The organism is Bradyrhizobium ganzhouense (assembly GCF_049949285.1).
GTDB classification, from domain to species: domain Bacteria; phylum Pseudomonadota; class Alphaproteobacteria; order Rhizobiales; family Xanthobacteraceae; genus Bradyrhizobium; species Bradyrhizobium ganzhouense.
In genome coordinates, this window is record NZ_CP181318.1 from 8,347,893 (window position 1) to 8,371,046 (window position 23,154).

The 23,154-nt window shown below is 65.0% G+C and carries 27 protein-coding genes; 7 read left to right on the forward strand and 20 right to left on the reverse strand.

Annotated features, from left to right (window positions below; all coding sequences use genetic code 11):
- Nucleotides 1-261: 261 nt before the first annotated feature.
- From ACLFLU_RS38825 to ACLFLU_RS38850, 6 genes are read right to left on the reverse strand one after another with little or no spacing between them, the layout of a single operon-like run.
- Nucleotides 262-1,137 (reverse strand): amidohydrolase family protein, encoded by an 876-nt coding sequence (locus ACLFLU_RS38825; RefSeq protein WP_426409892.1) that lies wholly within the window; start codon nt 1,135-1,137, stop codon nt 262-264.
- 13 nt (nt 1,138-1,150) lie between these two features.
- Nucleotides 1,151-1,534 carry a RidA family protein gene (locus ACLFLU_RS38830; RefSeq protein ID WP_426409893.1) on the reverse strand — a complete coding sequence of 128 codons (384 nt, stop codon included), beginning with the start codon at nt 1,532-1,534 and terminating at the stop codon, nt 1,151-1,153.
- 25 nt (nt 1,535-1,559) lie between these two features.
- Nucleotides 1,560-2,363 (reverse strand): 2-oxo-hept-4-ene-1,7-dioate hydratase, encoded by an 804-nt coding sequence (gene hpaH / locus ACLFLU_RS38835; protein WP_426409894.1) that lies wholly within the window; start codon nt 2,361-2,363, stop codon nt 1,560-1,562.
- A gap of 3 nt (nt 2,364-2,366) precedes the next feature.
- Nucleotides 2,367-3,227, reverse strand: a complete 861-nt coding sequence (locus ACLFLU_RS38840; protein ID WP_426409895.1) for a fumarylacetoacetate hydrolase family protein — start codon at nt 3,225-3,227, stop codon at nt 2,367-2,369.
- Nucleotides 3,228-3,276: 49 nt separating this feature from the next.
- Nucleotides 3,277-3,894, reverse strand: a complete 618-nt coding sequence (locus ACLFLU_RS38845) for a flavin reductase family protein (RefSeq protein ID WP_426409896.1) — start codon at nt 3,892-3,894, stop codon at nt 3,277-3,279.
- A gap of 3 nt (nt 3,895-3,897) precedes the next feature.
- A complete protein-coding gene (locus ACLFLU_RS38850; protein ID WP_426409897.1) occupies nt 3,898-4,863 on the reverse strand; it encodes a Bug family tripartite tricarboxylate transporter substrate binding protein in 966 nt (321 codons plus the stop codon).
- Nucleotides 4,864-4,993: 130 nt separating this feature from the next.
- Here ACLFLU_RS38850 and ACLFLU_RS38855 point away from each other — a divergent pair, with 130 nt between their 5' ends.
- The 3 genes from ACLFLU_RS38855 (at nt 4,994) to ACLFLU_RS38865 (ending at nt 7,987) form a co-directional block, all read left to right on the forward strand.
- Complete coding sequence (locus tag ACLFLU_RS38855; RefSeq protein ID WP_426409898.1) at nt 4,994-5,782, forward strand: IclR family transcriptional regulator; 789 nt, start codon at nt 4,994-4,996, stop codon at nt 5,780-5,782.
- Nucleotides 5,783-5,904: 122 nt separating this feature from the next.
- Nucleotides 5,905-7,200 carry an O-acetylhomoserine aminocarboxypropyltransferase gene (locus ACLFLU_RS38860; RefSeq protein ID WP_426409899.1) on the forward strand — a complete coding sequence of 432 codons (1,296 nt, stop codon included), beginning with the start codon at nt 5,905-5,907 and terminating at the stop codon, nt 7,198-7,200.
- 4 nt (nt 7,201-7,204) lie between these two features.
- Complete coding sequence (locus tag ACLFLU_RS38865; protein ID WP_426409900.1) at nt 7,205-7,987, forward strand: alpha/beta fold hydrolase; 783 nt, start codon at nt 7,205-7,207, stop codon at nt 7,985-7,987.
- A gap of 10 nt (nt 7,988-7,997) precedes the next feature.
- On the opposite strand, the gene ACLFLU_RS38870 is transcribed toward ACLFLU_RS38865, so the two are convergent.
- The 10 genes from ACLFLU_RS38870 to phnG form a co-directional block, all read right to left on the reverse strand.
- On the reverse strand, nt 7,998-8,255 hold the full coding sequence (locus ACLFLU_RS38870) for a hypothetical protein (protein ID WP_426409901.1): 258 nt from the start codon (nt 8,253-8,255) through the stop codon (nt 7,998-8,000).
- 531 nt (nt 8,256-8,786) lie between these two features.
- Nucleotides 8,787-9,398: a pyridoxamine 5'-phosphate oxidase family protein gene (locus ACLFLU_RS38875; RefSeq protein ID WP_426409902.1), complete on the reverse strand. Its 612-nt coding sequence runs from the start codon at nt 9,396-9,398 to the stop codon at nt 8,787-8,789.
- 25 nt (nt 9,399-9,423) lie between these two features.
- Nucleotides 9,424-10,020 (reverse strand): phosphonate metabolism protein/1,5-bisphosphokinase (PRPP-forming) PhnN, encoded by a 597-nt coding sequence (gene phnN, locus ACLFLU_RS38880; protein ID WP_426409903.1) that lies wholly within the window; start codon nt 10,018-10,020, stop codon nt 9,424-9,426.
- Nucleotides 10,017-11,174 (reverse strand): alpha-D-ribose 1-methylphosphonate 5-triphosphate diphosphatase, encoded by a 1,158-nt coding sequence (locus ACLFLU_RS38885; protein WP_426409904.1) that lies wholly within the window; start codon nt 11,172-11,174, stop codon nt 10,017-10,019. Before ACLFLU_RS38885 ends, phnN begins: the two co-directional genes overlap by 4 nt.
- Nucleotides 11,175-11,186: 12 nt before the next feature.
- Nucleotides 11,187-11,885 carry a phosphonate C-P lyase system protein PhnL gene (gene phnL / locus ACLFLU_RS38890; protein WP_426409905.1) on the reverse strand — a complete coding sequence of 233 codons (699 nt, stop codon included), beginning with the start codon at nt 11,883-11,885 and terminating at the stop codon, nt 11,187-11,189.
- Nucleotides 11,886-11,907: 22 nt separating this feature from the next.
- A complete protein-coding gene (gene phnK, locus ACLFLU_RS38895) occupies nt 11,908-12,705 on the reverse strand; it encodes a phosphonate C-P lyase system protein PhnK (protein WP_426409906.1) in 798 nt (265 codons plus the stop codon).
- A complete protein-coding gene (locus ACLFLU_RS38900; RefSeq protein WP_426409907.1) occupies nt 12,698-13,594 on the reverse strand; it encodes an alpha-D-ribose 1-methylphosphonate 5-phosphate C-P-lyase PhnJ in 897 nt (298 codons plus the stop codon). Before ACLFLU_RS38900 ends, phnK begins: the two co-directional genes overlap by 8 nt.
- A complete protein-coding gene (locus ACLFLU_RS38905) occupies nt 13,591-14,706 on the reverse strand; it encodes a carbon-phosphorus lyase complex subunit PhnI (RefSeq protein ID WP_426409908.1) in 1,116 nt (371 codons plus the stop codon). Before ACLFLU_RS38905 ends, ACLFLU_RS38900 begins: the two co-directional genes overlap by 4 nt.
- A gap of 3 nt (nt 14,707-14,709) precedes the next feature.
- Nucleotides 14,710-15,318: a phosphonate C-P lyase system protein PhnH gene (gene phnH / locus ACLFLU_RS38910; RefSeq protein WP_426409909.1), complete on the reverse strand. Its 609-nt coding sequence runs from the start codon at nt 15,316-15,318 to the stop codon at nt 14,710-14,712.
- A gap of 4 nt (nt 15,319-15,322) precedes the next feature.
- Nucleotides 15,323-15,787, reverse strand: coding sequence for a phosphonate C-P lyase system protein PhnG (gene phnG, locus ACLFLU_RS38915; RefSeq protein ID WP_426409910.1), 465 nt, complete (start codon nt 15,785-15,787; stop codon nt 15,323-15,325).
- A gap of 119 nt (nt 15,788-15,906) precedes the next feature.
- On the opposite strand from phnG, the gene phnF reads away from it, so the two are divergent.
- Nucleotides 15,907-16,635 (forward strand): phosphonate metabolism transcriptional regulator PhnF, encoded by a 729-nt coding sequence (gene phnF / locus ACLFLU_RS38920; RefSeq protein WP_426409911.1) that lies wholly within the window; start codon nt 15,907-15,909, stop codon nt 16,633-16,635.
- 78 nt (nt 16,636-16,713) lie between these two features.
- On the opposite strand, the gene phnE (ACLFLU_RS38925) is transcribed toward phnF, so the two are convergent.
- The 4 genes from phnE (ACLFLU_RS38925) to phnC all read right to left on the reverse strand — a co-directional run bounded on the left by phnE (ACLFLU_RS38925) (nt 16,714) and on the right by phnC (nt 20,339).
- A complete protein-coding gene (gene phnE, locus ACLFLU_RS38925; protein WP_426409912.1) occupies nt 16,714-17,559 on the reverse strand; it encodes a phosphonate ABC transporter, permease protein PhnE in 846 nt (281 codons plus the stop codon).
- Nucleotides 17,556-18,440: a phosphonate ABC transporter, permease protein PhnE gene (phnE, locus tag ACLFLU_RS38930; RefSeq protein WP_426409913.1), complete on the reverse strand. Its 885-nt coding sequence runs from the start codon at nt 18,438-18,440 to the stop codon at nt 17,556-17,558. Before phnE (ACLFLU_RS38930) ends, phnE (ACLFLU_RS38925) begins: the two co-directional genes overlap by 4 nt.
- A gap of 84 nt (nt 18,441-18,524) precedes the next feature.
- On the reverse strand, nt 18,525-19,454 hold the full coding sequence (gene phnD / locus ACLFLU_RS38935; protein ID WP_426409914.1) for a phosphonate ABC transporter substrate-binding protein: 930 nt from the start codon (nt 19,452-19,454) through the stop codon (nt 18,525-18,527).
- A 75-nt stretch (nt 19,455-19,529) separates the two neighbouring features.
- Nucleotides 19,530-20,339, reverse strand: a complete 810-nt coding sequence (gene phnC / locus ACLFLU_RS38940) for a phosphonate ABC transporter ATP-binding protein (protein ID WP_426409915.1) — start codon at nt 20,337-20,339, stop codon at nt 19,530-19,532.
- Nucleotides 20,340-20,513: 174 nt separating this feature from the next.
- Here phnC and ACLFLU_RS38945 point away from each other — a divergent pair, with 174 nt between their 5' ends.
- From ACLFLU_RS38945 to ACLFLU_RS38955, 3 genes are read left to right on the forward strand one after another with little or no spacing between them, the layout of a single operon-like run.
- Nucleotides 20,514-21,173: a chloramphenicol acetyltransferase gene (locus ACLFLU_RS38945; RefSeq protein WP_426409916.1), complete on the forward strand. Its 660-nt coding sequence runs from the start codon at nt 20,514-20,516 to the stop codon at nt 21,171-21,173.
- Nucleotides 21,170-22,363, forward strand: a complete 1,194-nt coding sequence (locus ACLFLU_RS38950; RefSeq protein WP_426409917.1) for an alpha-D-ribose 1-methylphosphonate 5-triphosphate diphosphatase — start codon at nt 21,170-21,172, stop codon at nt 22,361-22,363. Before ACLFLU_RS38945 ends, ACLFLU_RS38950 begins: the two co-directional genes overlap by 4 nt.
- Before the next feature lie 18 nt (nt 22,364-22,381).
- On the forward strand, nt 22,382-23,080 hold the full coding sequence (locus ACLFLU_RS38955) for a DUF1045 domain-containing protein (RefSeq protein ID WP_426409918.1): 699 nt from the start codon (nt 22,382-22,384) through the stop codon (nt 23,078-23,080).
- The last annotated feature ends 74 nt before the right edge of the window (nt 23,081-23,154 follow it).

Below are 23,154 nucleotides of genomic sequence, written 5' to 3' on the forward strand. Positions count from 1 at the left end.
TTCGTTAAGAACTCAGTTACGCCACGAAGGCGCCACACGGCGCCGCGGGCGTTACCAAAGGATTAAAGCGCGTGCGTCGTCATTGTGATGCGGAGCGACGAGCCCCGCTCCATCACCGTCACCCTGAGGTGGCCGCTTCTGCAGCGGCCCTCGAAGGGCGACGGCCCGGCTGCATCGGGGCCATCCATCCTTCGAGGCTCGCAAGAGCTCGCACCTCCTGCGACAACCGCTTCGCGGTTGCGCGGGGATGACGGAGATGGATCAGTCCGTATACCCGAACAGCTTCGCCGGATTGTGCACGAGGATCTTCTCCAACTCGGCCTGGTCGGGCGCGTAGCGGAACATCAGTTCGAGCAGATCGGCGTCGTTCGGCGGCTGCTTCACCGAGACCGGATGCGGCCAGTCGCTGGCCCAGACGCAACGGTCGATGGCGGCTTCGATATAGGTGCGCGCGATCGGGATCACGTCGTCATAGGGCGGGCCCGCCTGCGAGGTCTTCTCGCCGAGCGAGAGCATGACCCAGAAATTGCCCTTCTTGAGTAGCTCCAGCATCTTGCGCAAGTTCGGATCGTCCTTGCCGCGCGAAGGCTCGGGCCGTGCCATGTGGTCGATCAGCACGGGGACGTCGAGATTCTCGTATTTCGCCACGCTGGAGACGATGCCGTCCTTCTCCGGCTGGATTTTGACGTACCAGCCGAGCTCGCGAATCCTTGCGATCGCGCGGGCAAAGTCCTGATCGGACAACACTGCACCTAGCTCCTGTCGAAAACTGAAGCGTGCGCCGCGCACGCCGGCATCATGCAGCTTGGCGAGATAGGCGTCGTTCGCTTCCGCAAACACCAAGGCATTCGCGCAGCCGCGATAGTTTGGGCCCATCGCGGCGAGGCCGTCGAGCACGACGGAATGATCTGCGCCGTAGGTCGTGGTCTGCACGATGACGCCGCGTTCGATGCCGAGCGTCTTGTGGACGCGTAGCGCCGCTTCCCAGGTCGCGGTCGGCATCCGATAGGCAGCGCCGGGGCGTTCCGGGTATTTGTCCACGGGACCGAGCACGTGAAACTGGCTGTCGACGGTCTTCGGCGGCGGCGCCTTGACCGGACGGCGCGGGTTCGGGTCGAACGGCAGATAGGTCGGCATGCAAAATGCTCCTTCAGTCGATCACGGCGGTGAAGTCGCACTGCACCAGCGCGCCGCCATCCATGTTGTCCATCGGCAGCGCGTGACGCGCCGGGCGCGAATGCTCATCCGGAAACATTTTCAGCCATTCGACATTCACCGGGCCGCGCTGCGTACGGTCCTTCAGCCACACCGTCATCTTGATGATGTCGTCGGTGGTGCCGCCGGCAGCTTCCACCGTGGCCTTCATATGCGCGAACATGTTGGCGCATTGTGCGTCCAGGCCCTCCGGCATCGCGCCGGCGGCATCGCGACCGAGGATGACGCCGGACATCACGAGATTGCCGATGCGGCAGGCGTTCGGGATCGGATTGGCGTGCTTGAAGCCGCCGATATGGATGCTCTTGCGCCGCGTCATGGTACGCTTCCTCTTTATTGTTGATTCAGACGAACTGGCACGACACGGAGCCGAAGGCGCCATAGTCGGCATGAAACGTGTCGCCGCGGCGGATATCGACCGGACGCGTGAACGAGCCCGCTAGCACCACCTCGCCGGCGGCGAGATGCTCGTCATGCGGCGCCAGTCGGTTGGCGAGCCAGGCGATGCCGTTGGCGGGATGGTTGAGCACGCCGGCGGCGAGCCCGGTCTCCTCGACCTCGCCGTTGCGGAACAGCAGCGCGCCGATCCAGCGCAAATCCGCATCAAGCGGGCGGAACGGACGTCCGCCGAGCACCAGCGCGGCATTGGCGGCGTTGTCCGAGATCGTGTCGACGACCTTGCGCGCCTTGCCGGTCTCGGGATCGACGCGATGCATGCGCGTCTCCAGAATCTCCAGCGCGGGCGTGACATAATCGGTCGCGTTGAGCACGTCGAAGATGGTGCAATCCGGCCCGCGCAGCGGCGCCTTCAGCACGAAGGCGAGCTCGACCTCGATGCGAGGCGCGTGAAAGCGATCGAACGGAATGGGCGTCGCATCGGCATAGAACATGTCGGCGAACAGCACGCCGTAATCGGGCTCGGAGATACCGACCGCGTTCTGCATCGCCTTCGAGGTCAGGCCGATCTTGTGGCCCTTGATGACGCGGCCGCGGCCTAGCTGGAGTTTTGTCCAGGCGCGCTGGACGGCGTAGGCATCCTCGATGCTGAAACCGGGATAGTCTTTCGAGAACATCGGGATCAGTGCCTTGCTGCGCTCGGCTTCATCGAGGCGTGCGGCAAGGCGTTCGATCGTGGCAGCGTCGAGCATGATCTATTGCTCCGCCGCGACGACGTTGCGCAGCATGCCGATGCGGCTGGACTCGACCTCGACGACGTCGCCAACCTTCAGCCAGCGCGGCGGGTCGAAGCGCGCGCCCGCCCCGGTCGGCGTGCCCGTCACGATCATGTCTCCGGGCTTCAGCGTGGCGAAGGTCGAGAGATACGAGATCAGGAAGTCGAACGGGAACATCAGCCGCTCGGTCGTGTCCTGCTGCCGCACCTCGCCGTTGACGCGGGTAACGATGTCATGCGGCCCGCGCGGATCGAGCTCGTCCGCCGTGACAATCCACGGGCCGATGCTGCCGGAGCGATCAAAGTTCTTGCCCTGCGTGACGTTGAACTTGCCGTGACGCAGCCAGTCGCGGATCGTGCCCTCGTTGCACAGCGTCATGCCGAAAATATGCGACCAGGCCTTTTCACGTGGGATGTGGCGGCCGCCCTGGCCGATCACGATGACGAGCTCGCCTTCATAGTCGAGCTGATCCGAGACGTGCGGCTTCTCCAGCGGCTGGCCGGAGCCCGTCATCGACGACATGCTGCGGACGAACAGGCTCGGATATTTTGGCAGGTCCGAATGGTCCTTATATTCGGCGTTTCGCTCGGCGTAATTGACGCCGATGCACCAGAGCTTTTCCGGCGCCAGCACCGGCGGCAGCAGCGTGAGCTTGTCCAGCGCATAGTCCGGCTTTTGTCCGGCCACCGCCTCCAGCGCCTCAGCCAGCGCGTTGGCCGCGATCAGCGCCTTCACGTCGGAGAAGTCTCGACCGATCCGCTTGGTCAGATCGACGACACCGCCATCAACGGCCGCGCCGTAGCGCGGCTCTCCGTCTACCAGATAGCTCACGAGTCGCATCGTCGTTCTCCAATGGTCTTCAGGCGGCGTACGCCAGGCGTCCGCACGCTCAGTCCTTCGATTTGGGAGTCTGGAACACCGTGTTCAGCGTCACGATCTCGCCAAGAGTGGCGTAACGCGGACCGCCGATGCGAGCGATCGGGTCGAGCGCTTTGGTTTCGACCTTGCCGTCATTCACGAGGCCGTCGCGGATGTGGAACATCACGACCTCGCCGACGATCAGCCGGCTGCGCGCCTCGCCGAACTCGAGGCATTGACGGAACACACACTCCATCGCGACAGGTGCTGCCGCAAGCCGCGGCACCTTGATGCGCTCGCAAGGCAGCGTCTCCAGCCCGAGATGCTCGACCTCGCTGATCTCTGGCGGATGCTCGACGGAGCTGTCGTGCACCGCAGACATCAGCGGCGTGTCGGCGATGTGGATGACGTATTCCTCGATGTCGAGGATGTTGTGCGCGGTGTCCTTGTAGTCGGCGCCCTTGCGGCCGACGCTGATGGCGAGCATCGGCGGCTTCTGCGAGACAAAAGTGAAGGCGCTGAACGGCGCGAGGTTGAGCACGCCGCTCCGCGACAGGCTGGTCACCCAGGCGATCGGGCGCGGCACCACGATGCCGGTCATCAGCCGGTAGATGCGCTCCGCGCCGAGCTCGGTGGGGTCGATCCGCATCGCTTAGTCAGCCTTGATGTTGGCCTTGCGCACGATCGGGATCCATTTGGCATCCTCGCGCTCGAGATAGGCCTTGAATTCGTCCGGCGTCATCGCGACGGCTTCGCCGCCGAGCTTGTCGAACTTGTCGATTACGCTCGGGTCTTTCAGGATCGCGACCAGCGTTTCGTGCAGCTTATCCACGATCGGCGCCGGCGTGCCCGCGGGGGCGAACATGCCGGTAAAAGTCTGGCCGTCAAAGTCCTTGTAGCCGAGCTCGGCGAAGGTCGGCACGTCAGGCAGCGACTTCAGGCGATGCGGGCTCGTGACCGCGAGCGCGCGGAACAGGCCGGCCTTGATGTGCTGGAGACTGACGGTGAGCTGGTCGAATGCGAACTGCACCTGCCCGCCGAGCAGATCGTTGATAGCAGGCGCGTTGCCGCGGTAATGCGCGGTGACCCATTGCAGATCGAGGCTCGACTGCATCAGCTCGCTGAGCAGATGGTTGGTGGTGCCGGGGCCGGGCGAGGCCATGGTCAGCTTGCCGGGCTCACGCTTGGCAAGCTCGATGAATTCCTTGAAGGTCGTCGCCTGCACCGACGGATGGACCTCGAGCACCAGCGGCGTCATCGAGATGGTCGAGATCGGCAGGAAGTCCTTCTTCCAATTATAGGCGTCGCGCTTGTTGATTTCGGTCGCGAACAGCACCGGGCCGTTGGCCCCGACGAACAGCGTGTAGCCGTCGGGCGCAGACTTCGCGAAAGCCTCGCCCGCGATCATGCCGCCGGCGCCGGCCTTGTTCTCGATGATGAAGGGCTGTCCGAGCTTTTCCTGAAGCTTGTCGGCGATGATGCGCGCGGCGCTGTCGACGTTGCCGCCGGCAGGATAGGGCACCAGAAGCTTGACGCTGCGGGCCGGCCACTGCTGGGCCGACGCGGGCCCCGCCAGCATCGCGGCGACAGCAGCGATGGCGATCCCGATTAATCTCATGTTAACCTCCCGACGGCGCTTCCAATTTCACGTCGATTGCCCTGACGTCGCGCAAGACATCCCGATCGGAGCGCAATCTCCAGATGCGGGCTTTACCTGTCGAGTGAATTGTGGCGTTCTTGTCCATATTATGGACAAGAGAACTTTCTCAAGTGCGACAGAACCGCGACAAGGCGCGCAGGCGATCCGCCGCGCATTGTCGGTGCTGCGTATTCTTGCCGCAGGTCGCGAAGACGGCGTGCCATTGGCCGAGGTGGTGCAGGCCACCGGCCTGACGCGCCCGACCGTGCACCGCATCGTTCACGTGCTGATCGAGGAAGGCATCGTCGAGCGGCACGGCAGGACCGGCCGCTACGCGATCGGCAACCAGGTGCCGGAGCTGGCGCTCGCGCGCCCCCGGCCCTCGCCGCTGCAGGTCGCCGCAGGTCCTTCGCTGCGGCGCGCCTCCGCCGAGATCGGCGACACGCTGTTCCTGACGGTGCGAACCGGCAACGACACGCTGTGCGTCGATCGCAGGATCGGCGCCTATCCGATCCAGGTGCTGTCGATCGAGGTCGGCGCGCGCCGACCGCTCGGCGTCTCCAGCGCTGGCGTCGCCATCCTCGCCGCACTGCCGGCGCCGGACGCGCGAAAAATCGTTACAGCGAATGAGAAGCGGTTCGAGGCCTATCGGACCGACGCCGCGACGGTGCTCGGCCAGGTCACTGCGGCGCGGCGGCGCGGATATGGCATGCGGGAGATCGGTCTCGTCCAGGGCACGAAATCGATCTCAACCTGGATCAAGACCCCGGACGGTCGGCCTGCGGCGGCGATGACCGTCTCCGCCGTTCGGACGAGGCTCGGCCCGCGCCGCGAGCAGGAAGTCGCGGAGATTTTGTTGCGCGAGACCCGCGCGATCGAACAGACCATCCGCGGCTAGCTTCGCCTCTCCCCGTAAGAACGGGGCGAGGGAGCACACCTTCGGCGCTGTCAATGGGCTGACGTGGTGCACGTTTTTGTGGCACAAGGACCGCCATCGCCGATCGACCAACGAGGCCACGCATGCCCGCGCCAAAACCGCCCGCCTTCGAGACCCTGAGCCTGCATGCGGGCCAGCATCCGGATCCCGCGACCGGCGCCCGCGCGGTGCCGATCTACCAGACCACATCTTATGTGTTCCAGGATTCCGACCACGCGGCGGCACTGTTCAATCTCGAACGCGCCGGCCACATCTATACGCGCATCTCCAATCCCACCACCGGCGTGCTGGAAGAGCGGCTCGCGGCGCTGGAAGGCGGCGTCGGCGCGATCTGCACTGCCAGCGGCATGGCCGCGCTGCATCTCGCCATCGCGACGCTCTTGAATGCCGGCGACCACATCGTGGCGTCGAGCTCGCTCTATGGCGGCACCATCAATCTGCTGGCGCACACGCTGCCGCGCTTCGGCATCACCACGACGTTCGTGAAGCCGCGCGATCATGATGCGTTCCGGAAGGCGATCAAGCCGAACACAAAGCTCGTGATCGGCGAGACGATCGGCAATCCCGGGCTCGAGGTGCTGGACATCCCGAAAGTCGCGGCGATCGCGCATGACGCAAGAATTCCGCTGCTGATCGACAACACCTTTGCCACGCCCTATCTCAGCCGGCCGATCGAGCTTGGCGCCGACATCGTGATGCATTCGGCGACCAAATGGATCGGCGGCCACGGCATCGCGATCGGGGGCGCCATCGTCGACGGCGGCCGCTTTGATTGGCGCGCGTCGGGCAAGTTCGGCGTGCTGACCGAACCCTATGGCGGCTATCACGGCATCGTCTTCGACGAGCAGTTCGGCACCGCCGCCTTCATCATGCGCGCGCGCACCGAAGGCCTGCGCGATTTCGGCGCCTGCCTGTCCCCGACCAACGCATTCCAGCTGTTGCAGGGCGTCGAGACGCTTGGCGTGCGCATGGACCGCCACATGCAGAACACGCATCTGGTGCTTGAGGCGCTGAAGTCCAACAAGGCTGTCGACTGGGTGCTGCATCCCTCGCTTGAGGACCACACGGACTATCAGCTCGCAAAGCATCTGCTGCCGCGCGGCGCGGGCTCGATCGTCTCCTTCGGCATCAGGGGCGGCCGGCCCGCGGGCCGCAAGTTCATCGAGTCGCTACGCATGATCAGCCATCTCGCCAATGTCGGCGACGCCAAGACGCTGGTAATTCACCCGGCCTCGACCACGCATCAGCAGATGGATGCCGAGCAGCTCAAGGCCGCCGGCATCGGCGAGGAGCTGGTGCGGCTGTCGGTCGGCATCGAGACCGCCTCCGACATCATCGACGATCTCGCGCAGGCGCTGCGCATCTCGCAGAAGGTTTGACACGATGAAGCTCTCCGTCAACGGCGCTGAGGTGTTTGCCGCAACCGGCGGCCGCGAATTCGACAAGTCCCTGCCCACGGTGGTCTTCATCCATGGCGCCGGCTTCGATCATTCGACATGGGCACTGCATACGCGCTGGTTTGCCCATCACGGTTTTGGCGTTCTGGCGCCCGACCTGCCCGGTCACGGCCGCTCCGCCGGGCCTTCACTCGCGAGCATCGCGGACATGGCCGACTGGACGGCCGCGCTGCTCGATGCGGCAGGCTCAGCGAAGGCGCATCTGATCGGCCATTCCATGGGATCGCTGATCTCGCTGGAGACCGCAGGGCGCCATCCCGACAAGGTCTCGGCGCTGAGCCTGATCGGCACCGCCGCGACCATGACGGTCGGTCCGGATCTGCTTAAAGCGGCCGAAGCCAACGAGCAGGACGCGCTCGACATGGTCTCGATCTGGGGTCTCGGCTTCAAGGCCGAGATTGGCGGCAGCCTCGCACCGGGCCTATGGATGCATGGCGGCGCGCAAGCGGTATTGAAGTCTTGCGAGCCGGGCGTGCTGTTCAGGGATCTGTCGGCCTGCAATGCCTACGCGAATGCGCTTCAAGCCGCCGCGACCGTCAAAGTGCCTGCTACCCTCATTCTCGGCGAGCGGGACATGATGACGCCGGCGAAGGCGGGCAAGGCGCTTGCGGCGGCGATCCCGCACGCGAAGACCGTCGTCGTGCCGGGTGCGGGCCATATGATCATGGCCGAGCGCCCGGATGAATTGCTGGCGGCGCTGAAAGGCTGAGTCCTGGCGATCAGTTGGCGAAGAGTGAGGAACTTGCGCGCCGGCTCCGTTCGGAGAACACGGCGCGCGCGGCGCGCTCGGCCTCGCGCGCCGAGCGGAACTGGCGACCTTCGAGGCTGTCGAACAGTCGCTCAGAGGAGAAGAAGCGGAAGCCGCGCGCGTCTCGGGTGATGATGCCGGCGGCACGGTCGTGGATTTCGATGATGTAGGCGTTGGACTGGGCCTGAAACTGGGCTTGAAAGTGGGCTTGAAAGTGGGCTTGGGACATGACTGCTCGCTCGCCGAAGCTCGGCGTTCCTGTCTTGGGAATTGCGGTATGAGGCGTTGTGAGGTGCCCGTCAGCAACAACAACAACAAGCGCCGGTAGCCGCGGAGAAACAGCGCCGCGTCATGCACGCATGCATGTCGTCAGGGTTACGCTGGTGATCGATTCTCATATCGCGGCATCAAGCTCGGGGAGCAGTTTTGATGCTTTGAATATTGAGCGATTGGCGCGATCGGTCAATGAAATGGCTATCCATATTTGCGGCGGGCGCGCTTGCGCGCTTCTCCCGCCGCAAACACTGACAGGCGGATTCATCTCGCGATGAGTGCGGGATGGCGATTAATTGGAGGGGGCGCCTCACCTCGCCCCGCTTGCGGGGAGAGGTCGGATCGCCTCGGCAATGCGAAGCATCGTCCGGTGCGATCCGGGAGAGAGGGGGACAGGTCTCGCGCCGGTCTCGCGAGCGGAGAGAGGCCCCTCACCCCGCCCTCTCCCCGCCAGAGCGGGGCGAGGGAGACGAGAGAGCGCGTACGCTCACCACATCGTTGCGGCAGCTCGCTCTGGCCAGATGCGGTCATACTCCGCGCCGCCGACCTTGTTCTGGCTCATCTCGGCGAGGATCTGGCCCGGTGTTGGCAGCATCTTCGGGTCGATGCGCTTGTCGGGATTCCAGAGGTCGGAACGGACGATGGCGCGAGCGCACTGGAAGTAGATCTCGTCCACATTCATCACCATGACGCTGCGCGGCGCCTTGCCCTCGACCTTGAACGAGGCGAGCAGCTCGGGATCGATCGACAGGTGCGCGCGGCCGTTGGCGCGGACCGCGTTGCCGGAGCCGGGGATCAGGAACATCAACGACACCCTCGGATCGCGCACGATGTTGCGCAAGGAGTCGACCCGGTTGTTGCCGCGCCGATCCGGCAGCATCAGCGTCTTGGGATCATGGATGCGGACGAAGCCGGGGAGATCGCCGCGCGGCGAGCAGTCGATGCCCTCGGGCCCGATCGTGGCGAGTGCGGCGAACGGCGCATTTTCGATGAAGATGCGGTAGAGCGGGGTGACGTGGTCGGCGACTTTTACGGTCGAGGCGTCATTGGTGGCGCCGTAGATGGCCTCTAGCTGCTCGACCGTTTCGATCACCGACATTCCAGTCTCCTTGTTGCGCCAGCCGCTACTCGTGCCAGCTTTCGTTCCTGATCACACGCAGGAGGTGGCGGCTGTGATAGTCAGCGCTCCCAGCGTTGAGGATGGTGACGTCAGCTTGCGCCGATGCGTCTTTGACGCTGCGCGCGAGCCGGTCGGCGATATTACCGTCGCTGTGACGCGCGCGGGCGGCAAGGCGCTGCGCCAGCACGTCCGGCGGCGCGGTGATCGCGACCACGACGACATTGGCATAGGCCTGACGTAGCGCAGCGATCACCGTGCGCGAGACGTTGGCGACGACGGCCCGCCCCGCGCGGATGTCGTCATTGATCTCCAGCGGCAGCGCATAGGAATGCCCATGCGCATCCCAATGCACGGCGAAATCGCCATGATCGCGCGCGCGGGCGAATTCGTCGGGGCTCAACGCAATATTGTCCTCGTCGGCAGAGGACGCGCGCGTCACGACGCGACGCGGGAAGACGATTTGGTGATCGTCGACACAGGCCGCCTGCGCCAGCCGCAGCAGCGTGTCCTTGCCGGCACCGCTCGGACCGACCACGAGAACCAGTCGCCCTGGCCCGATCGCGCCCGCCTGCGCCGTGGCCGTCGTGACGGTCTCGCTCATGCGACACGGCCCCCTTCGCGCCAGACGCTGCGCACCACGGGAACGCTGCCGGCGACGTGAACGCGGATCAGATCGGCGCGCTTGCCGATTGCGATCTCGCCGCGATCGGTGAGACCGACGGCGTCGGCGGGTGCTTTCGTTACGGTCCGAACGGCCGCCGGCAGGCTGATCGAGGGCGCATGCTCGGGCAGTTGCAGCGCGCCCATCAGCAGGCTGGACGGGATGTAGTCCGACGACAGGATGTCGAGCAGCCCCTCGCGGGCGAGATCGACCGCGGCGATGTTGCCCGAATGCGAGCCGCCGCGCACGACGTTCGGCGCGCCCATCAGGATGTCGATGCCGGCCTGATGCAGGCCACGCGCGGCCTCCAACGTGGTCGGGAACTCTGCCACCGCGACGCCGTCACGCACGGCGTCGGCGACGTTCTCGTCGGTGGTGTCGTCATGGCTCGCGAGCGGAATCTTGTACTCGTGCGCCAGCGACACGATCTCGCGCATATTGGCCGCGGCGTATTTCTTCTGGTACTCGAAGCGCTTTGCGAACAGCTCGTCGAGCTCGGCATCGGTCTTGCCGCCGCCCTTGCCGCGATAATAGTCGCGCAGCTTGACCTCGTCGCGGAACTGGCGCTGGCCGGGCGTATGGTCCATCAGCGACATCAGCTTGACGTCGGGACGGTCGATCAGCTCCTTGGCTTCCTCGACCACGCTCGGCATCGGGATTTCGCAGCGCAGGTGCAGGAAGTGGTCGGCGCGCAGCAGATTGCCATCGCGCGCGCTCGTGATCGCGGCGGCAAGCACGCCCGCACGGCCATCGACCTCCTCGGCGCCGTCCTCGCGCCAGACCCGGAGCGAATCAAACACGGTCGTGATGCCCGAGGTCGCGAGCTGGCCGTCATAGGAGATCACGGCCGCGACCGGATTCCAGAACACTTTTGGGCGCGGCACGTAATGCGCTTCGAGATGGTCGGTGTGGAGCTCGATCAGGCCGGGCATGATGAGATCGCCGCCAGCGTCCTCTGCGCCCGCGGGCGCCCTGCCCTCGCCGATCTCGGCGATACGTCCATCGGCAAGAGCAAGCCAGCCCTGCTCGATCACCCGGTCAGCCAGCACGATCCTGGCGTTGGCGATCACAATGTCCTTCGGCTTGGCGTTCATGTCCCTCTTCCTTCAGGCCGCAGCGGCAAAGCTGGTGACATCGACGATGCGGTCGGCAATCAAATGGCGGATTTCGTCGTCATGCACAATCGCGACCATGGCGACGCCCTGACGCTTCTTCTCGGCGACCAGTGCAACCACGACGGCGCGGTTGGCGGCATCGAGCGAGGCGGTCGGCTCGTCCAGCAGCAGGATCGGCAGGTCCGAGATGAAGCCGCGCGCGATATTGACGCGCTGCTGCTCGCCGCCGGAGAAGGTCGCGGGCGGAAGCTGCCAGAGCCGCTCGGGGATGTTGAGACGATGCAGCAACTCGCCGGCGCGCGCTTGCGCATCAGCGCGCGTCATGCCGTTGACGATCGGCGGCTCGGCGACGACGTCGATGGTAGCAACCCGCGGCACCGCGCGCAGGAACTGGCTGACATAACCGATGGTCGCGCGGCGAACATTGAGGACCTGCCGCGGCTCGGCGGTGGCGAGGTCGATCAGCGCGCCGCGATGGCGGATGCCGATCCGGCCGGAATCGCAGCGGTAATTGCCGAAGATCATCTTCAGGATAGACGATTTGCCGGCACCTGATGGCCCGGACAGCACGACGCACTCGCCGGGTTCGACGTGGAAGGTCACGCCGCGCACGACAGGCAATTCGATGCCGCCCTGCAGGTGCATCGTGAAGGTCTTGTTGGCGTCGGCTATGTCGATCATGGCGGTCATAGGAAGGCTCATGTGAGAAGGCTTATGGCGGCAGAATCGAGGAGACGAGGAGCTGGGTATAGGGCTCGCGCGGATCGTCCAGCACCTGATCGGTGAGCCCGGTTTCGATGACGCGGCCGCCCTTCATCACCATCACGCGATGCGACAACAGGCGCGCAACCGCGAGATCGTGGGTGACGATGACGACGGCGAGATGCAGCTCGGCGACAAGATTGCGCAGGAGATCGAGCAGGCGGGCCTGAACTGACACATCAAGGCCGCCGGTCGGCTCGTCCATGAACACGAGCCGCGGACCCGTGACGAGGTTACGCGCGATCTGGAGGCGCTGGCGCATGCCGCCCGAATAGGTGCGCGGCGCATCGTCGATGCGCGCGACGTCGATCTCGACCCGCGTCAGCCAGTCGGAGGCGGACTCGCGAATGCGGCCGTAGTGATTCCAGCCCACCGCCATCAGCCGCTCGCCGACATTGGCGCCCGCCGAAACGGCCATGCGCAGGCCCTGCGCCGGATCCTGATGCACAAAGCCCCAATCGGTGCGGAACAGCAGGCGCCGCTCGGCCTCGCCGAGCGCGGCGAGATCGCGGGTGATGCCGTCGCGCATCCGATAGGACACATGCCCGCCGCTGGCGGCAAGCTGACCGGACAAGAGCTGGAGCAGCGTCGACTTGCCCGAGCCGGATTCGCCGACGATCGCCAGCACCTCGCCGGGATAGAGCGAGAACGACACGTCACGGCACGCAGCAATGCGGCCATAGGACTTGCTGAGGGTATCAGCAACCAGCAGCGGCTGATCGGTTTCGAGCAGATCCTGATCAGCCATTTGCACCTCCCTGCGCCTTGTCCTTGTAGGGCGCGGCACTTAGGGCACCGTGATGGCCGGCGGCCTGACGTCCTTCGCAATAGTCGGTGTCGGAGCAGACGAACATGCGGCTGCCCTTGTCGTCGGTGACGATCTCGTCGAGGTAGGAATTCTCCGCCGCGCACAACGCGCAAGGCGCGTTGAAACGATACGGCTCGAACGGGTGATCCTCGAAGTCGAGCGACACCACCTGGGTATAGGGTGGGATCGCATAGATGCGCTTCTCGCGGCCGGCGCCGAACAGTTGCAACGCCGGGCAATTGTCCATCTTGGGATTGTCGAATTTCGGCGTCGGAGATGGATCCATCACGTAGCGCGCATTCACCTTGACCGGATAGGCGTAAGCCGTCGCGATATGACCGAAGCGCGCGATATCCTCGTAGAGCTTCACATGCATCAGGCCGTATTCGGCGAGCGCGTGCATGCGCCGTGTCTCGGTCTCGCGCGGCTCGAGGAAGCGCAGGGGTTCCGGGATCGGCACCTGATAGACCAGCACCTGGTTCGCGTGCAGCGACGTCTCGGGAATACGATGGCGGGTCTGAATCACGGTCGCCTCGTCCGTCGACGTCGTCGTGGCGACGCCGGCGGTCTTGGCGAAGAATTTGCGGATCGAAATCGCATTGGTGGTGTCGTCGGAGCCCTGGTCGATCACCTTCAGCACGTCCTGCGGCCCCAGGATCGCGGCGGTCACCTGCACGCCGCCGGTGCCCCAGCCATAAGGCATCGGCATTTCGCGGCTGGCGAACGGCACCTGATAGCCGGGGATCGCGATCGCCTTCAGGATCGCGCGGCGGATCATCCGCTTGGTCTGCTCGTCGAGATAGGCGAAATTGTAGGCGGGCGCGTTCATTCCGCGGCCTCCTTCATGGCATCAGGCGCATTGGCTTCAGTAGATGCTTCGGCAAATTCCTTGCGCAGCTTGCGCAACAGGCCGAGCTCGGACTGGAAGTCGACATAATGCGGCAGCTTCAGATGCTCGACGAAGCCGGTCGACTGGACGTTGTCCGAATGCGACAACACGAATTCTTCATCTTGCGCCGGGGCTTCGACCTCTTCACCGAGCTCGCGGGCGCGCAGCGCCCGGTCGACCAGCGCCATCGACATGGTCTTGCGCTCGCTCTGGCCGAAGGCGAGGCCATAACCGCGGGTGAAGCACGGCGCTTCCGTCGCCGAGCCCTTGAACTGGTTGACCATCTGACACTCCGTCAGCTCGATCGAGCCCAGCGGCACGGCAAAGCCGACGTCTTCGGCAGCGAACTCCACCTCGACCTCGCCGAAGCGGATCTCGCCGGCGAAGGGATGGTTGCGGCCATAGCCACGCTGGGTGGAGTAGCCCATCGCCAGCAGAAAGCCTTCGTCGCCGCGGGCGAGATTTTGCAGGCGCAAATCGCGGTCCGCAGGAAAGTTCAGCGGCTCGCGGGTGAGATCGCCGACGCTGGCGCCGTCCTCGGCCTGCGGCGAGGTCTCGATCAGTCCGTCGCGGCCGAGAATGTCGGTCACGCGCGGTGTCGGCGCCGTCGAGGCTTCGGCCACAGAAGGTGCTTCCGGCACGAAGCCTTGGCTAAGCGACGGATCGAGCAGGCGATGGGTGTAGTCGAAGGTGGGCCCGAGGATCTGGCCGCCGGGAATGTCCTTGAAGGTCGAGGACACCCGCCGCTGCACCCGCATGGCGCCGGTGTCGACCGGCTCGCTGACGCCGAAGCGCGGCAAGGTGGCGCGGAAGGCGCGAACCAGGAAGATCGCCTCGATCAGATCGCCGCGGGCCTGCTTGATCGCGAGCGCAGCAAGCTCGCGGTCATAGAGCGAACCTTCGCTCATGACGCGGTCGACGGCGAGCCCGAGCTGTTCCGAGATCTGGTCAAGCGAGACTTCCGCAACGCTCTGGTCGCCGCGCCGCGCATTGGCGAGCAGGCGATGGGCGTTCTCGATGGCGCGTTCGCCGCCTTTGACTGCGACATACATGCGTCAGCCTCCCTTGCTCATGACACGCGTGGTGCGCGGAATCGCCACCACGGCATCATCAGCGACCAGAACCACGTCGATGCCACGCGGAAACAGCGTCTCGTTGAAACGCAGGCGTTCAAACAGGTCGAACGGTTTGATCGACGCCTGGAGCGTTGCGACACCGTCGATGCCGGGGCCGCGCAGCTCGAAGCTGCGGCCGGCGTCCAGGCTGTCGACCTGAATGATCACCGTGGTCGAACGATCCGGATATTCGTTGGTGCCGAGCGCAAACCGCTCGAGCGAGGGCAGCGCCCCGCCGTCGCTGATCAGCGCGAAGGCCGCGATCGACGAATCCTGGATCACCGGCGCGCCGGTATGGAACTTGAGCCATTTCAGGACGTCGGAGCTTTCCGACATCCGCGCATCGAGCCAGAGCGGCGTGTCGTGGTCGAACAGCGTCAGCGCGATCGCGGCGGTGCCGCGCATCATCGGGCCGGCCGCTCCCGCCATCGGCACGATGCGCTGGACCGCGCCCGGCCGCGCCATCGCGTCCATCACCGAACGAAAGGTCGATTGCGCCGACAACACCTTGTCGACGAAACCGGGCGGCAGTTCCGCAATCGTGGTCATGGCATCAACCCTCACCGCGCACCATGGTGTAGAAATCAACCTTCGTCGCAGCGGCCTCTTCCGCCGCCTGCTTGCGCCGAATCATAAGCTGCTCGCGCAACGGCGCGATAACGTCGCGCTCCACCAGTCCGCCAAAATCGCGCGACTGCACCAGCGCGTCGCACAGCGCGATCAGCCGCGCCTTCTCGCCGTCGCGCCCGAGCGTGTAGCCGAAGCCGACCTCGCCGCTCGCAAGCCGTACCGCGGCGCGCGACACCGTGGCCTCGCCGAGATTGAACGGCGCGCCGTCGCCGCCGACCCGGCCACGCAGCATCACCAGACCGCTTTCTGGCTCGCGCAGATCCTGATGGCCGGGCAAGGAGATCGCGCGGAGGCGGGCGGCGATCTCGCCCGCCTCCGCGTGCGCCAGCACGGCCATGGCGGCCTGGCGCTGGGCTTGCTGGGTGTTGTGCTGGGTCACCGACTCCACCGAACTTTTGACAGAACTTGCCGAATTGAAGTTGTCTATGATAATAGACAACTTGATACGGAAGCGCCATGACTGTTTCGTGACAAACGTGTGATTTTCGGGCTAGGCTGGTCGGCGACATGAGCATGCAGGACACCGCCTCCTCAGGCGTCGCGCTGTGGCGCCTCGTTGCCGATGGCATCGAGCGCGGCATCGCCGACGGCCGCTTTGCCGCAGGCGACAAGTTGCCGGGCGAGATGGAGATCGCCGAAACCTATCGCGTCAATCGCCACACCGTGCGGCGCGCGCTGGCGGCGCTTGCCGAGCGCGGCATCGTGCGCGCCGAGCGCGGCAGCGGAACCTATGTCGAAGCGCAGAAGCTTGCCTATCCGCTGCGCTCGCGGACGCGGTTCTCCGAGATCGTCGGCGCAGACGGCCGCGAGCCGCATGGCCGAATGATCGAGGCGTCAGACGATGTCGCGACCCGCGAGCTCGCGCGGGAACTCGGATTGAAGACCGGCGCACCGCTGGTGCGGATCGAGGCGATTCGGCTGGCCGACCGCACGCCGATCTGCGTCTCCACCACCTGGTTGTCGGCGGACCTGTTTCCGGGCGCGGGCATGGTGTTTGCCGCGACGCGCTCGATGACGAAGATGCTCGAGCACTACGGGATCGGCGATTATCGGCGCGGCGCCACCCGGATTACCGCCGGCATTGTCGACGCCACCGACGCCGCGCGGCTCGATCTGCCGCTGGGGCGGCCGATCCTGGTGGTCGACGCGACGGACCTGGATCTCGAGGGCAAGCCGCTGGTGACGAAGCACTCTCGGTTCGCGGCGGAGCGGGTGGAGTTTTTGGTCGAGCCGTAGGGGCGCGCTCTCCACGAATCCGGAGCCGCAGGGTGGCAAAGGCGCGACAGCGCCGTGCCCACCCTACGGCACCTTTGATCAGGCCGCCGCCCTTCGCCCAATAATCGCAAACCGCAGCTTGCCCGAGATGAAATCGATCGCGGCGACCGCGACCAGGATCATCAGGATCAGGAACGACACCTTCTGCCATTCCAGCACGCGGATCTGCTCCGCCAGCTGAAGCCCGATGCCGCCGGCGCCGACGATGCCGATGATGGTGGCCGATCGCGTGTTCGATTCGATGAAATACAGCACCTGCCCCGCGATCACAGGCAGCACCTGCGGCATCAGGCCGAAACGGATCTCGTGCAGCGCGCTGCCGCCGGAAGCACGGATGCCCTCGACCTGCTTCTGGTCGGCGCCTTCGATCGCCTCCGAGAACAGCTTGCCGAACGCGCCGAAATCCGACACGGCGATGGCGAGCACGCCGGCAAACGGGCCGAGGCCGACCACGTTGATCCACACCAGCGCCCAGATCAGCGTGTCGACGCCGCGGATCGAATCGAGGAACCGACGGATGGGAAAGCGGACGATGTTCGGCACCACATTGCGCGCCGCAAGCAGGCTGACCGGCAGCGCGAACAGTGCGGCCAGCGTGGTGCCGAGCAGCGCGATCGACAGCGTCTCGCCCAGCGCCTTGAGATAAAGCGGTAGCGACGAACCGGGATCGGGCGGGATCATCATCATGCTGATCCAGCCGAGCTGGCTCAGCCCCGCGACGAAGCGCGACGGCGAGAAGTCGAGATCGACCAGACCGAACACGAAGATCGCAAATGCGGCGACGAGCATCAATGGCGTCGCCAGGCGCGCCGACGCCGGCCGGTTGAACACATCGGGATAACGCGCGCGGATCTGCGCGGTGTCGACGTCTTGCGGCCTGCTCATGACCGCGCCTCCTTGCCGAACAGGCGGCCGCGCACCCAGCCAGTCGTGATGTCGATCAGGAAGACGGTGATGATGATGGTCACGAGGATCGCGCTGACGTCGGAATAGTAGAACTTGCGGATGGCGACGATCAGCTCCTGCCCGATGCCGCCGGCGCCGACGAAGCCCATCACCGAGGCTTCGCGCACATTGATCTCGAAGCGCAGCAGCGCGTAGCTGGCATAGCCGGCCGAGACCTGCGGCAGGATCGCAAAGCGCATGCAGGAGATCCAGCTCGCGCCGGTGGAGCGGATGCCCTCGACCGGCTTCATGTCGGCATTCTCGACGATCTCCGAGAACAGTTTGCCGAGCGCGCCGGTGGAGTGGATCGCGATCGCAAGCACGCCCGCCATCGGCCCGAGGCCGAACGCAATGACGAAGATCAGAGCAAAGACGATGCCGGGCACCGTGCGGGCGAATTCCAGCAGGCGCCGCACCGTGAAGCGCAGCCAGGGAGCAGGCGAGGTGTTTTCAGCCGCGAAGAAATTGAGCAGGAACGCAAGGACGGCCCCGGTCAGCGTGCCGACATAGCTGATCAGCAGCGTCTCGCCGAGCAGCTTGAGCCATTTGTGCCAGCCCCAGAACCATTCGCCAAAATCGGTCCACACCCGCTGGCCGTTGTCGAGGGTGAGGATGCGGTTGAAATAGCTGACGAAGTTGCCGAAATAGGTGAAGAAGGTGCGTAAGTTCACCTCGGCGCCGATCGAGGCCACGATCAGCGCGGCCGCGAATAGAGTCAGCCCTGCCAGCACGCGCAGACGCTTGCGCGCAACCGCCTTGCGATAGGCGGCGTTCAGGACGGCGAGCTGCTGCTCGGGAAGGATCGAAACCGCAATCGTCATCGAAGGCAGAGATCCATCAAAACTGATCCATCAAGAAAAGAGCCGGGTCCGTCGACCCGGCTCCAGTACGTCGTCCCGACGAGATCAGGACGCCTTCTTACGCAGATTGTCGACGAACTTAATCAGCTCGATGGTCTTGTTGTAATCGTCATTGCCGATCGCCTCCCAGGGCTTGTTCTTGCCGTCGGAGAGCTTCTTGAACGCCTCGGGGTCCTTCTGCGCCGCGTCAAGGAAGGCCTTCTTGATGGCGGCCTTCATGTCGTCAGGCAGATCGCTGAGATAGGCGTAGGGCGAGTTGATGATGAGGTCGGACTTCACGATGATGCGGAAGTCTTCCTTCTTCATCACGGTGCCGTCGGTCGACTTCACCATGCCCTTGTTGAGCATGCGGGTCAGGTTGGAATCGTCGTCGGCGTTCCACCAGTTGGCGGCAACGTCGACGGTGCCCTGGGCCAGCGCCAGCACGGCATTCTCGTGGCTGCCGGTGAAGACGACCTTGGAGAAGTAGGCGTCGGGATCGATGCCCATCGCGTTCAGCTTGAAGCGGGGCATGTTGTTGCCGGAGGTCGAGTTCGGATCGACCAGCCCGAGATTCTTGCCCTTGAGGTCTTCGATCTTCTGGTACGGCGACTTCGCCAGCACGTAGAACACCGAGTAATAGCCCTTCGATCCGTCGGCATTGACGTCGATCACGAAGGCGTCGGTCTTGACGCCGGTCAAGCGGGCGCGGGCGAACGAGGCCGGGCCGTAGTAGCCGATATGGATGTTGCCGGCGCGCTGACCTTCGATGACCGCGGCGTAGTCGTTGGCGACGCGGAGCGTCACCTTGATGCCAAGCTCCTTCGACAGGTAGTTGACGAAAGGACCGTAGCGCTCGGTGACGCCCGAGCCGTTCTCGGCCGGGATCACGGCGAAGGTGATCTCCGGATATTTCGTCTTCCAGTCTTCGGCGGAAGCGGATCCGGCAAAGGTGAGCGCGGCGGCGCCGGCGAGAACTAATCTGCGAGTGATCATGATACCCTCTTCATCGGTTGGGTTCGGTTGACGCAAAAACTGGCCAAAGACTGGCAATGACAGATGCGGCGCGGATCAAGCCGCCGCGGCCGTACCGAGTGCCGGAACACCCTCGGGTGCCGGAGCAGGCGTACCGCCCATGACGTCGGCGGCTTCGAGATCGTAGAGCTCACGCGCGACGAGGTCGGTCAGTGCGGACGGCGCGCCGTCGAACACCACGCGGCCCTGCGCCATGCCGATCAGGCGATCACAATAGCTGCGCGCCAGATCGAGCGAATGCAGATTGCAGAGCACGGTGATGCCAAAATGCTTGTTGATGCGCAGAAGCGCATCCATGACGATTTTAGTGTTGCGCGGATCGAGCGAGGCGATCGGCTCGTCGGCGAGGATGATGTCGGGCTGCTGCACCAGCGCCCGGGCGATCGCGACGCGCTGCTGCTGGCCGCCGGAGAGCTGGTCGGCGCGCTGGGCGGCGAGCGAAGCGATGTCGAACTGTTCCAGCGCCGACATCGCCAGCGCCTTGTCCTGCTCGGGCCAGGTCTGCGACAGCGAGCGCCAGGCCGGCATCTTTGCAAGGCGTCCCATCAGCACGTTGGTCAGCACGTCGAGCCGGCCGACCAGGTTGAACTGCTGGAAGATCATCGCCGATCGCGCCCGCCACTGCCGCAGCTCCTTGCCGCGCAGCGCGGTGACGTCGAGGCCGTCGAACAGGATGCGGCCCTGCGTCGGCGTCGCAAGACGATTGATCATGCGCAGCATGGTCGACTTGCCGGCACCGGAGCGCCCGATCACACCGACGAAGCCGCCGGGGGAGATTTGAAACGAAGCGTCGTCCACCGCGGCTTTTGCGCCGAAGCGGCACGTCAGACCTTCAACCACCAGCATGCAGGGCTCCAGAGTAGCTGGGACCCACCGCTAACGCCGGCGTTTGACACTTGTGTGACACACGCGGTGCAGTGCGGCGATGCAACACACCTCGTCCCCTGTCGTCGCAGCGTCATGATATCGTCATCTGACCGCTCGAAGAGGTACGCCCGCCCTCGAACGATCGGATCAAACATGGCTGCCAAGGTGCTTTCGGTCGAACCGACCATCGATCCCTCGGCGAAGCTGCACGAAGTGGCGCTCGGCGCCTATACCGAGGTCGGCGCGCGTACGATTCTCCATGACGTGAGGATGGGTGATTACTCCTACGTCGTGAACGACGCGCAGATCACCTACACGACCATCGGAAAGTTCTGCTCGATCGCGGCGATGACGCGGATCAATCCCGGCAACCATCCGATGCACCGCGCGACGCAGGCGCATTTCACCTATCGCTCCAGCGCCTACTTCCCCGGCGAGAGTGACGACACCGATTTCTTCGACTGGCGGCGCCAACATCACGTCCATATCGGCCATGACGTCTGGATCGGCCATGGCGCGGTCGTGCTGCCGGGCCGCAATATCGGCACCGGCGCGGTGATTGCGGCCGGCGCCATCGTCACCAAGGACGTGCCGGCCTACACCATCGTCGCCGGCAATCCGGCGCGCATCGTGCGGCGCCGGTTCTCGGAAGAGGTTGCCGGACGGCTTGCCAGGCTGGCATGGTGGGACTGGGATCACGACAAATTGCGTGAAGCACTGCCCAATTTCCGCAAGCTCGCGATTGAAGATTTCCTGACGACATACGAAGCAGGGGCAAATTCCTTCTCCAGCAAACGAAGCGCGGTCGCGTGACAGACATTTTCATCGAGGGTGGCCGGGCCCTGATCGGCTCCGAGTTCGCCGAAACCTCCCTTGCAGTATCGGGAACCGACATCGCGCAGATCGACGCATCTCGCGGCCGCGCGCGGCTGGCGATCGATGCGCGCAACCTGCTGGTGCTGCCCGGCATCGTCGATCTGCACGGCGATGCCTTCGAGCGGCAGATGATGCCGCGCGCCGGCGTCGATTTCCCGATCGACGTCGCGCTGGCCGACACCGATCGCCAGGTCATCAGCAACGGCATCACCACGGTGTTCCACGCCACGACCTGGTCGTGGGAGCCAGGCCTGCGCAGCGGCGACAATGCAAGGCGTCTGCTCGAGGCGATCGAGCGGCAGCGTCCGCAATTCGCCGCCGACACCCGCTTCCACCTGCGACACGAGACCTACAATCTTGATGCCGAGGCGGAGATCGGCCAGTGGCTCGCCGAGGGCCGCGTCGACCTGATCGCCTTCAACGACCACATGGACGGGGTCGTTGCCGACATCTCCAATCCGCGGAAGCGTAACCGCATGGTGGAACGCACCGGCCTGTCGAGCGAGGAGTTCGACAGGCTCGTCGCACACATCGTGTCGCGCGCCGCCGACGTTCCGGCTTCGATCACCCGGCTTGCTGCAGCGGCTCGCGCGGCCGCGGTGCGGATGCTCTCGCATGACGATGCGACCCCGGCGATGCGCCGGGACTTTCGCAGCCTTGGCGTGACGCTCGCCGAATTTCCGGTCAACGAGGAGACGGCGCGCGAAGCCGCAGATCATGGCGACGCCATCGTCTACGGCGCGCCGAACGTCCTGCGCGGCGGCAGCCACACCGGCTGGACCAAGGCCTCCGACATGATCGCGAAGGGGCTCTGCTCGGTGCTGGCATCCGACTATTACTATCCGGCGCCGCTGCTCGCGGCCTTCCGCCTTGCCGCAGACGGCGTGCTGCCGCTTAACGAGGCCTGGAAGCTGATCTCTTCGGCACCGGCGCAAGCCACAGGCCTGACCGATCGCGGCATGCTCGCCGCTAGCCGTCGCGCCGACATCCTGCTGGTCGACGACAGCGCGCCGCAGCGTCCGCGACTGGTCGCGGTGATCGCTGCCGGCAAGCTCGTGCATCTCACCGATGCGACGCGGCTGCTCGTCGCTGCGGCGACACCGCGCAAGACTGTCGTCGCGGCATAAATTGGTTATGCTCAGGCGATGACAGGCTTTCCCCGCTACGCGATCTATTTTGCCGCCGGCGCCGACAACGCGCTGTCGCGCTTCGGCGCGGAGTTGCTCGGCTATGATGCCTATGCGGGCGACGAGGTTTCGTTTCCGCAAGGCGCTCTGCATATCGCGCCGGACTGGCGCGACATCACCGCCGATCCCCGCAAATACGGCTTTCACGGCACGCTGAAGGCGCCGATGGCGCTGGTATCAGGCAAGACCGAGGCCCAGCTCGTGACGGCTTGCGCGACATTCGCCGCGAAGGCGCGGCCGATGCCGGTGATCCGGCCGGTGGTCGATACCATCAGCGGCTTCATTGCCGTCATTCCGGCTGAGCCGGTCGACGCGCTCGGGCAGTTGGCGGCCGACTGCGTCCGCGATTTCGATTCCTTCCGTCCAGCTCTGACCGCGGAAGAGCGCGCGCGGCGAAGGCCCGAAAAGCTCGGCGAGCGGCAGCGCGAGTATCTCGACCGCTGGGGCTATCCTTACGTGATGCAAGAATTCCGCTTCCACATGACGCTAACGGGGCGGCTGGATACGGAGCGACGTGGGCCGATTCTGGAGATGCTGCGCGAGCGGTTTGCGACGCTGAAGCTCAATGCGTTGGCGATCGATCGTATCGCGCTGTTTAAGCAGGATGATGCCAAGGCGAGATTCCGCATCATCGGCGAGTGGACGCTAGCGAGATAGCTTCGACAAACTCCGTCATTGCGAGCGGAGCGAAGCAATCCAGAGTCTTTCCGCGGAGGCAGTCTGGATTGCTT

Bases quoted from the DNA above. Each gene is read 5' to 3' on its own strand.
- ACLFLU_RS38865 (WP_426409900.1), top strand. From the start codon at position 7,205: ATGAAGCTCTCCGTCAACGGCGCTGAGGTGTTTGCCGCAACCGGCGGC.
- ACLFLU_RS38855 (WP_426409898.1), top strand. From the start codon at position 4,994: ATGGACAAGAGAACTTTCTCAAGTGCGACAGAACCGCGACAAGGCGCG.
- ACLFLU_RS38955 (WP_426409918.1), top strand. From the start codon at position 22,382: ATGACAGGCTTTCCCCGCTACGCGATCTATTTTGCCGCCGGCGCCGAC.
- ACLFLU_RS38885 (WP_426409904.1), bottom strand. From the start codon at position 11,174: ATGAACGCCAAGCCGAAGGACATTGTGATCGCCAACGCCAGGATCGTG.
- ACLFLU_RS38840 (WP_426409895.1), bottom strand. From the start codon at position 3,227: ATGCGACTCGTGAGCTATCTGGTAGACGGAGAGCCGCGCTACGGCGCG.
- phnD (WP_426409914.1), bottom strand. From the start codon at position 19,454: ATGATCACTCGCAGATTAGTTCTCGCCGGCGCCGCCGCGCTCACCTTT.
- ACLFLU_RS38860 (WP_426409899.1), top strand. From the start codon at position 5,905: ATGCCCGCGCCAAAACCGCCCGCCTTCGAGACCCTGAGCCTGCATGCG.
- ACLFLU_RS38945 (WP_426409916.1), top strand. From the start codon at position 20,514: ATGGCTGCCAAGGTGCTTTCGGTCGAACCGACCATCGATCCCTCGGCG.
- ACLFLU_RS38825 (WP_426409892.1), bottom strand. From the start codon at position 1,137: ATGCCGACCTATCTGCCGTTCGACCCGAACCCGCGCCGTCCGGTCAAG.
- phnE (WP_426409913.1), bottom strand. From the start codon at position 18,440: ATGACGATTGCGGTTTCGATCCTTCCCGAGCAGCAGCTCGCCGTCCTG.
- ACLFLU_RS38845 (WP_426409896.1), bottom strand. From the start codon at position 3,894: ATGCGGATCGACCCCACCGAGCTCGGCGCGGAGCGCATCTACCGGCTG.
- ACLFLU_RS38905 (WP_426409908.1), bottom strand. From the start codon at position 14,706: ATGTATGTCGCAGTCAAAGGCGGCGAACGCGCCATCGAGAACGCCCAT.
- phnL (WP_426409905.1), bottom strand. From the start codon at position 11,885: ATGACCGCCATGATCGACATAGCCGACGCCAACAAGACCTTCACGATG.
- phnN (WP_426409903.1), bottom strand. From the start codon at position 10,020: ATGAGCGAGACCGTCACGACGGCCACGGCGCAGGCGGGCGCGATCGGG.
- phnF (WP_426409911.1), top strand. From the start codon at position 15,907: ATGAGCATGCAGGACACCGCCTCCTCAGGCGTCGCGCTGTGGCGCCTC.
- phnC (WP_426409915.1), bottom strand. From the start codon at position 20,339: ATGCTGGTGGTTGAAGGTCTGACGTGCCGCTTCGGCGCAAAAGCCGCG.
- ACLFLU_RS38870 (WP_426409901.1), bottom strand. From the start codon at position 8,255: ATGTCCCAAGCCCACTTTCAAGCCCACTTTCAAGCCCAGTTTCAGGCC.
- ACLFLU_RS38900 (WP_426409907.1), bottom strand. From the start codon at position 13,594: ATGAACGCGCCCGCCTACAATTTCGCCTATCTCGACGAGCAGACCAAG.
- phnH (WP_426409909.1), bottom strand. From the start codon at position 15,318: ATGACCACGATTGCGGAACTGCCGCCCGGTTTCGTCGACAAGGTGTTG.
- phnK (WP_426409906.1), bottom strand. From the start codon at position 12,705: ATGGCTGATCAGGATCTGCTCGAAACCGATCAGCCGCTGCTGGTTGCT.
- hpaH (WP_426409894.1), bottom strand. From the start codon at position 2,363: ATGCTCGACGCTGCCACGATCGAACGCCTTGCCGCACGCCTCGATGAA.
- ACLFLU_RS38875 (WP_426409902.1), bottom strand. From the start codon at position 9,398: ATGTCGGTGATCGAAACGGTCGAGCAGCTAGAGGCCATCTACGGCGCC.
- phnE (WP_426409912.1), bottom strand. From the start codon at position 17,559: ATGAGCAGGCCGCAAGACGTCGACACCGCGCAGATCCGCGCGCGTTAT.
- ACLFLU_RS38850 (WP_426409897.1), bottom strand. From the start codon at position 4,863: ATGAGATTAATCGGGATCGCCATCGCTGCTGTCGCCGCGATGCTGGCG.
- ACLFLU_RS38830 (WP_426409893.1), bottom strand. From the start codon at position 1,534: ATGACGCGGCGCAAGAGCATCCATATCGGCGGCTTCAAGCACGCCAAT.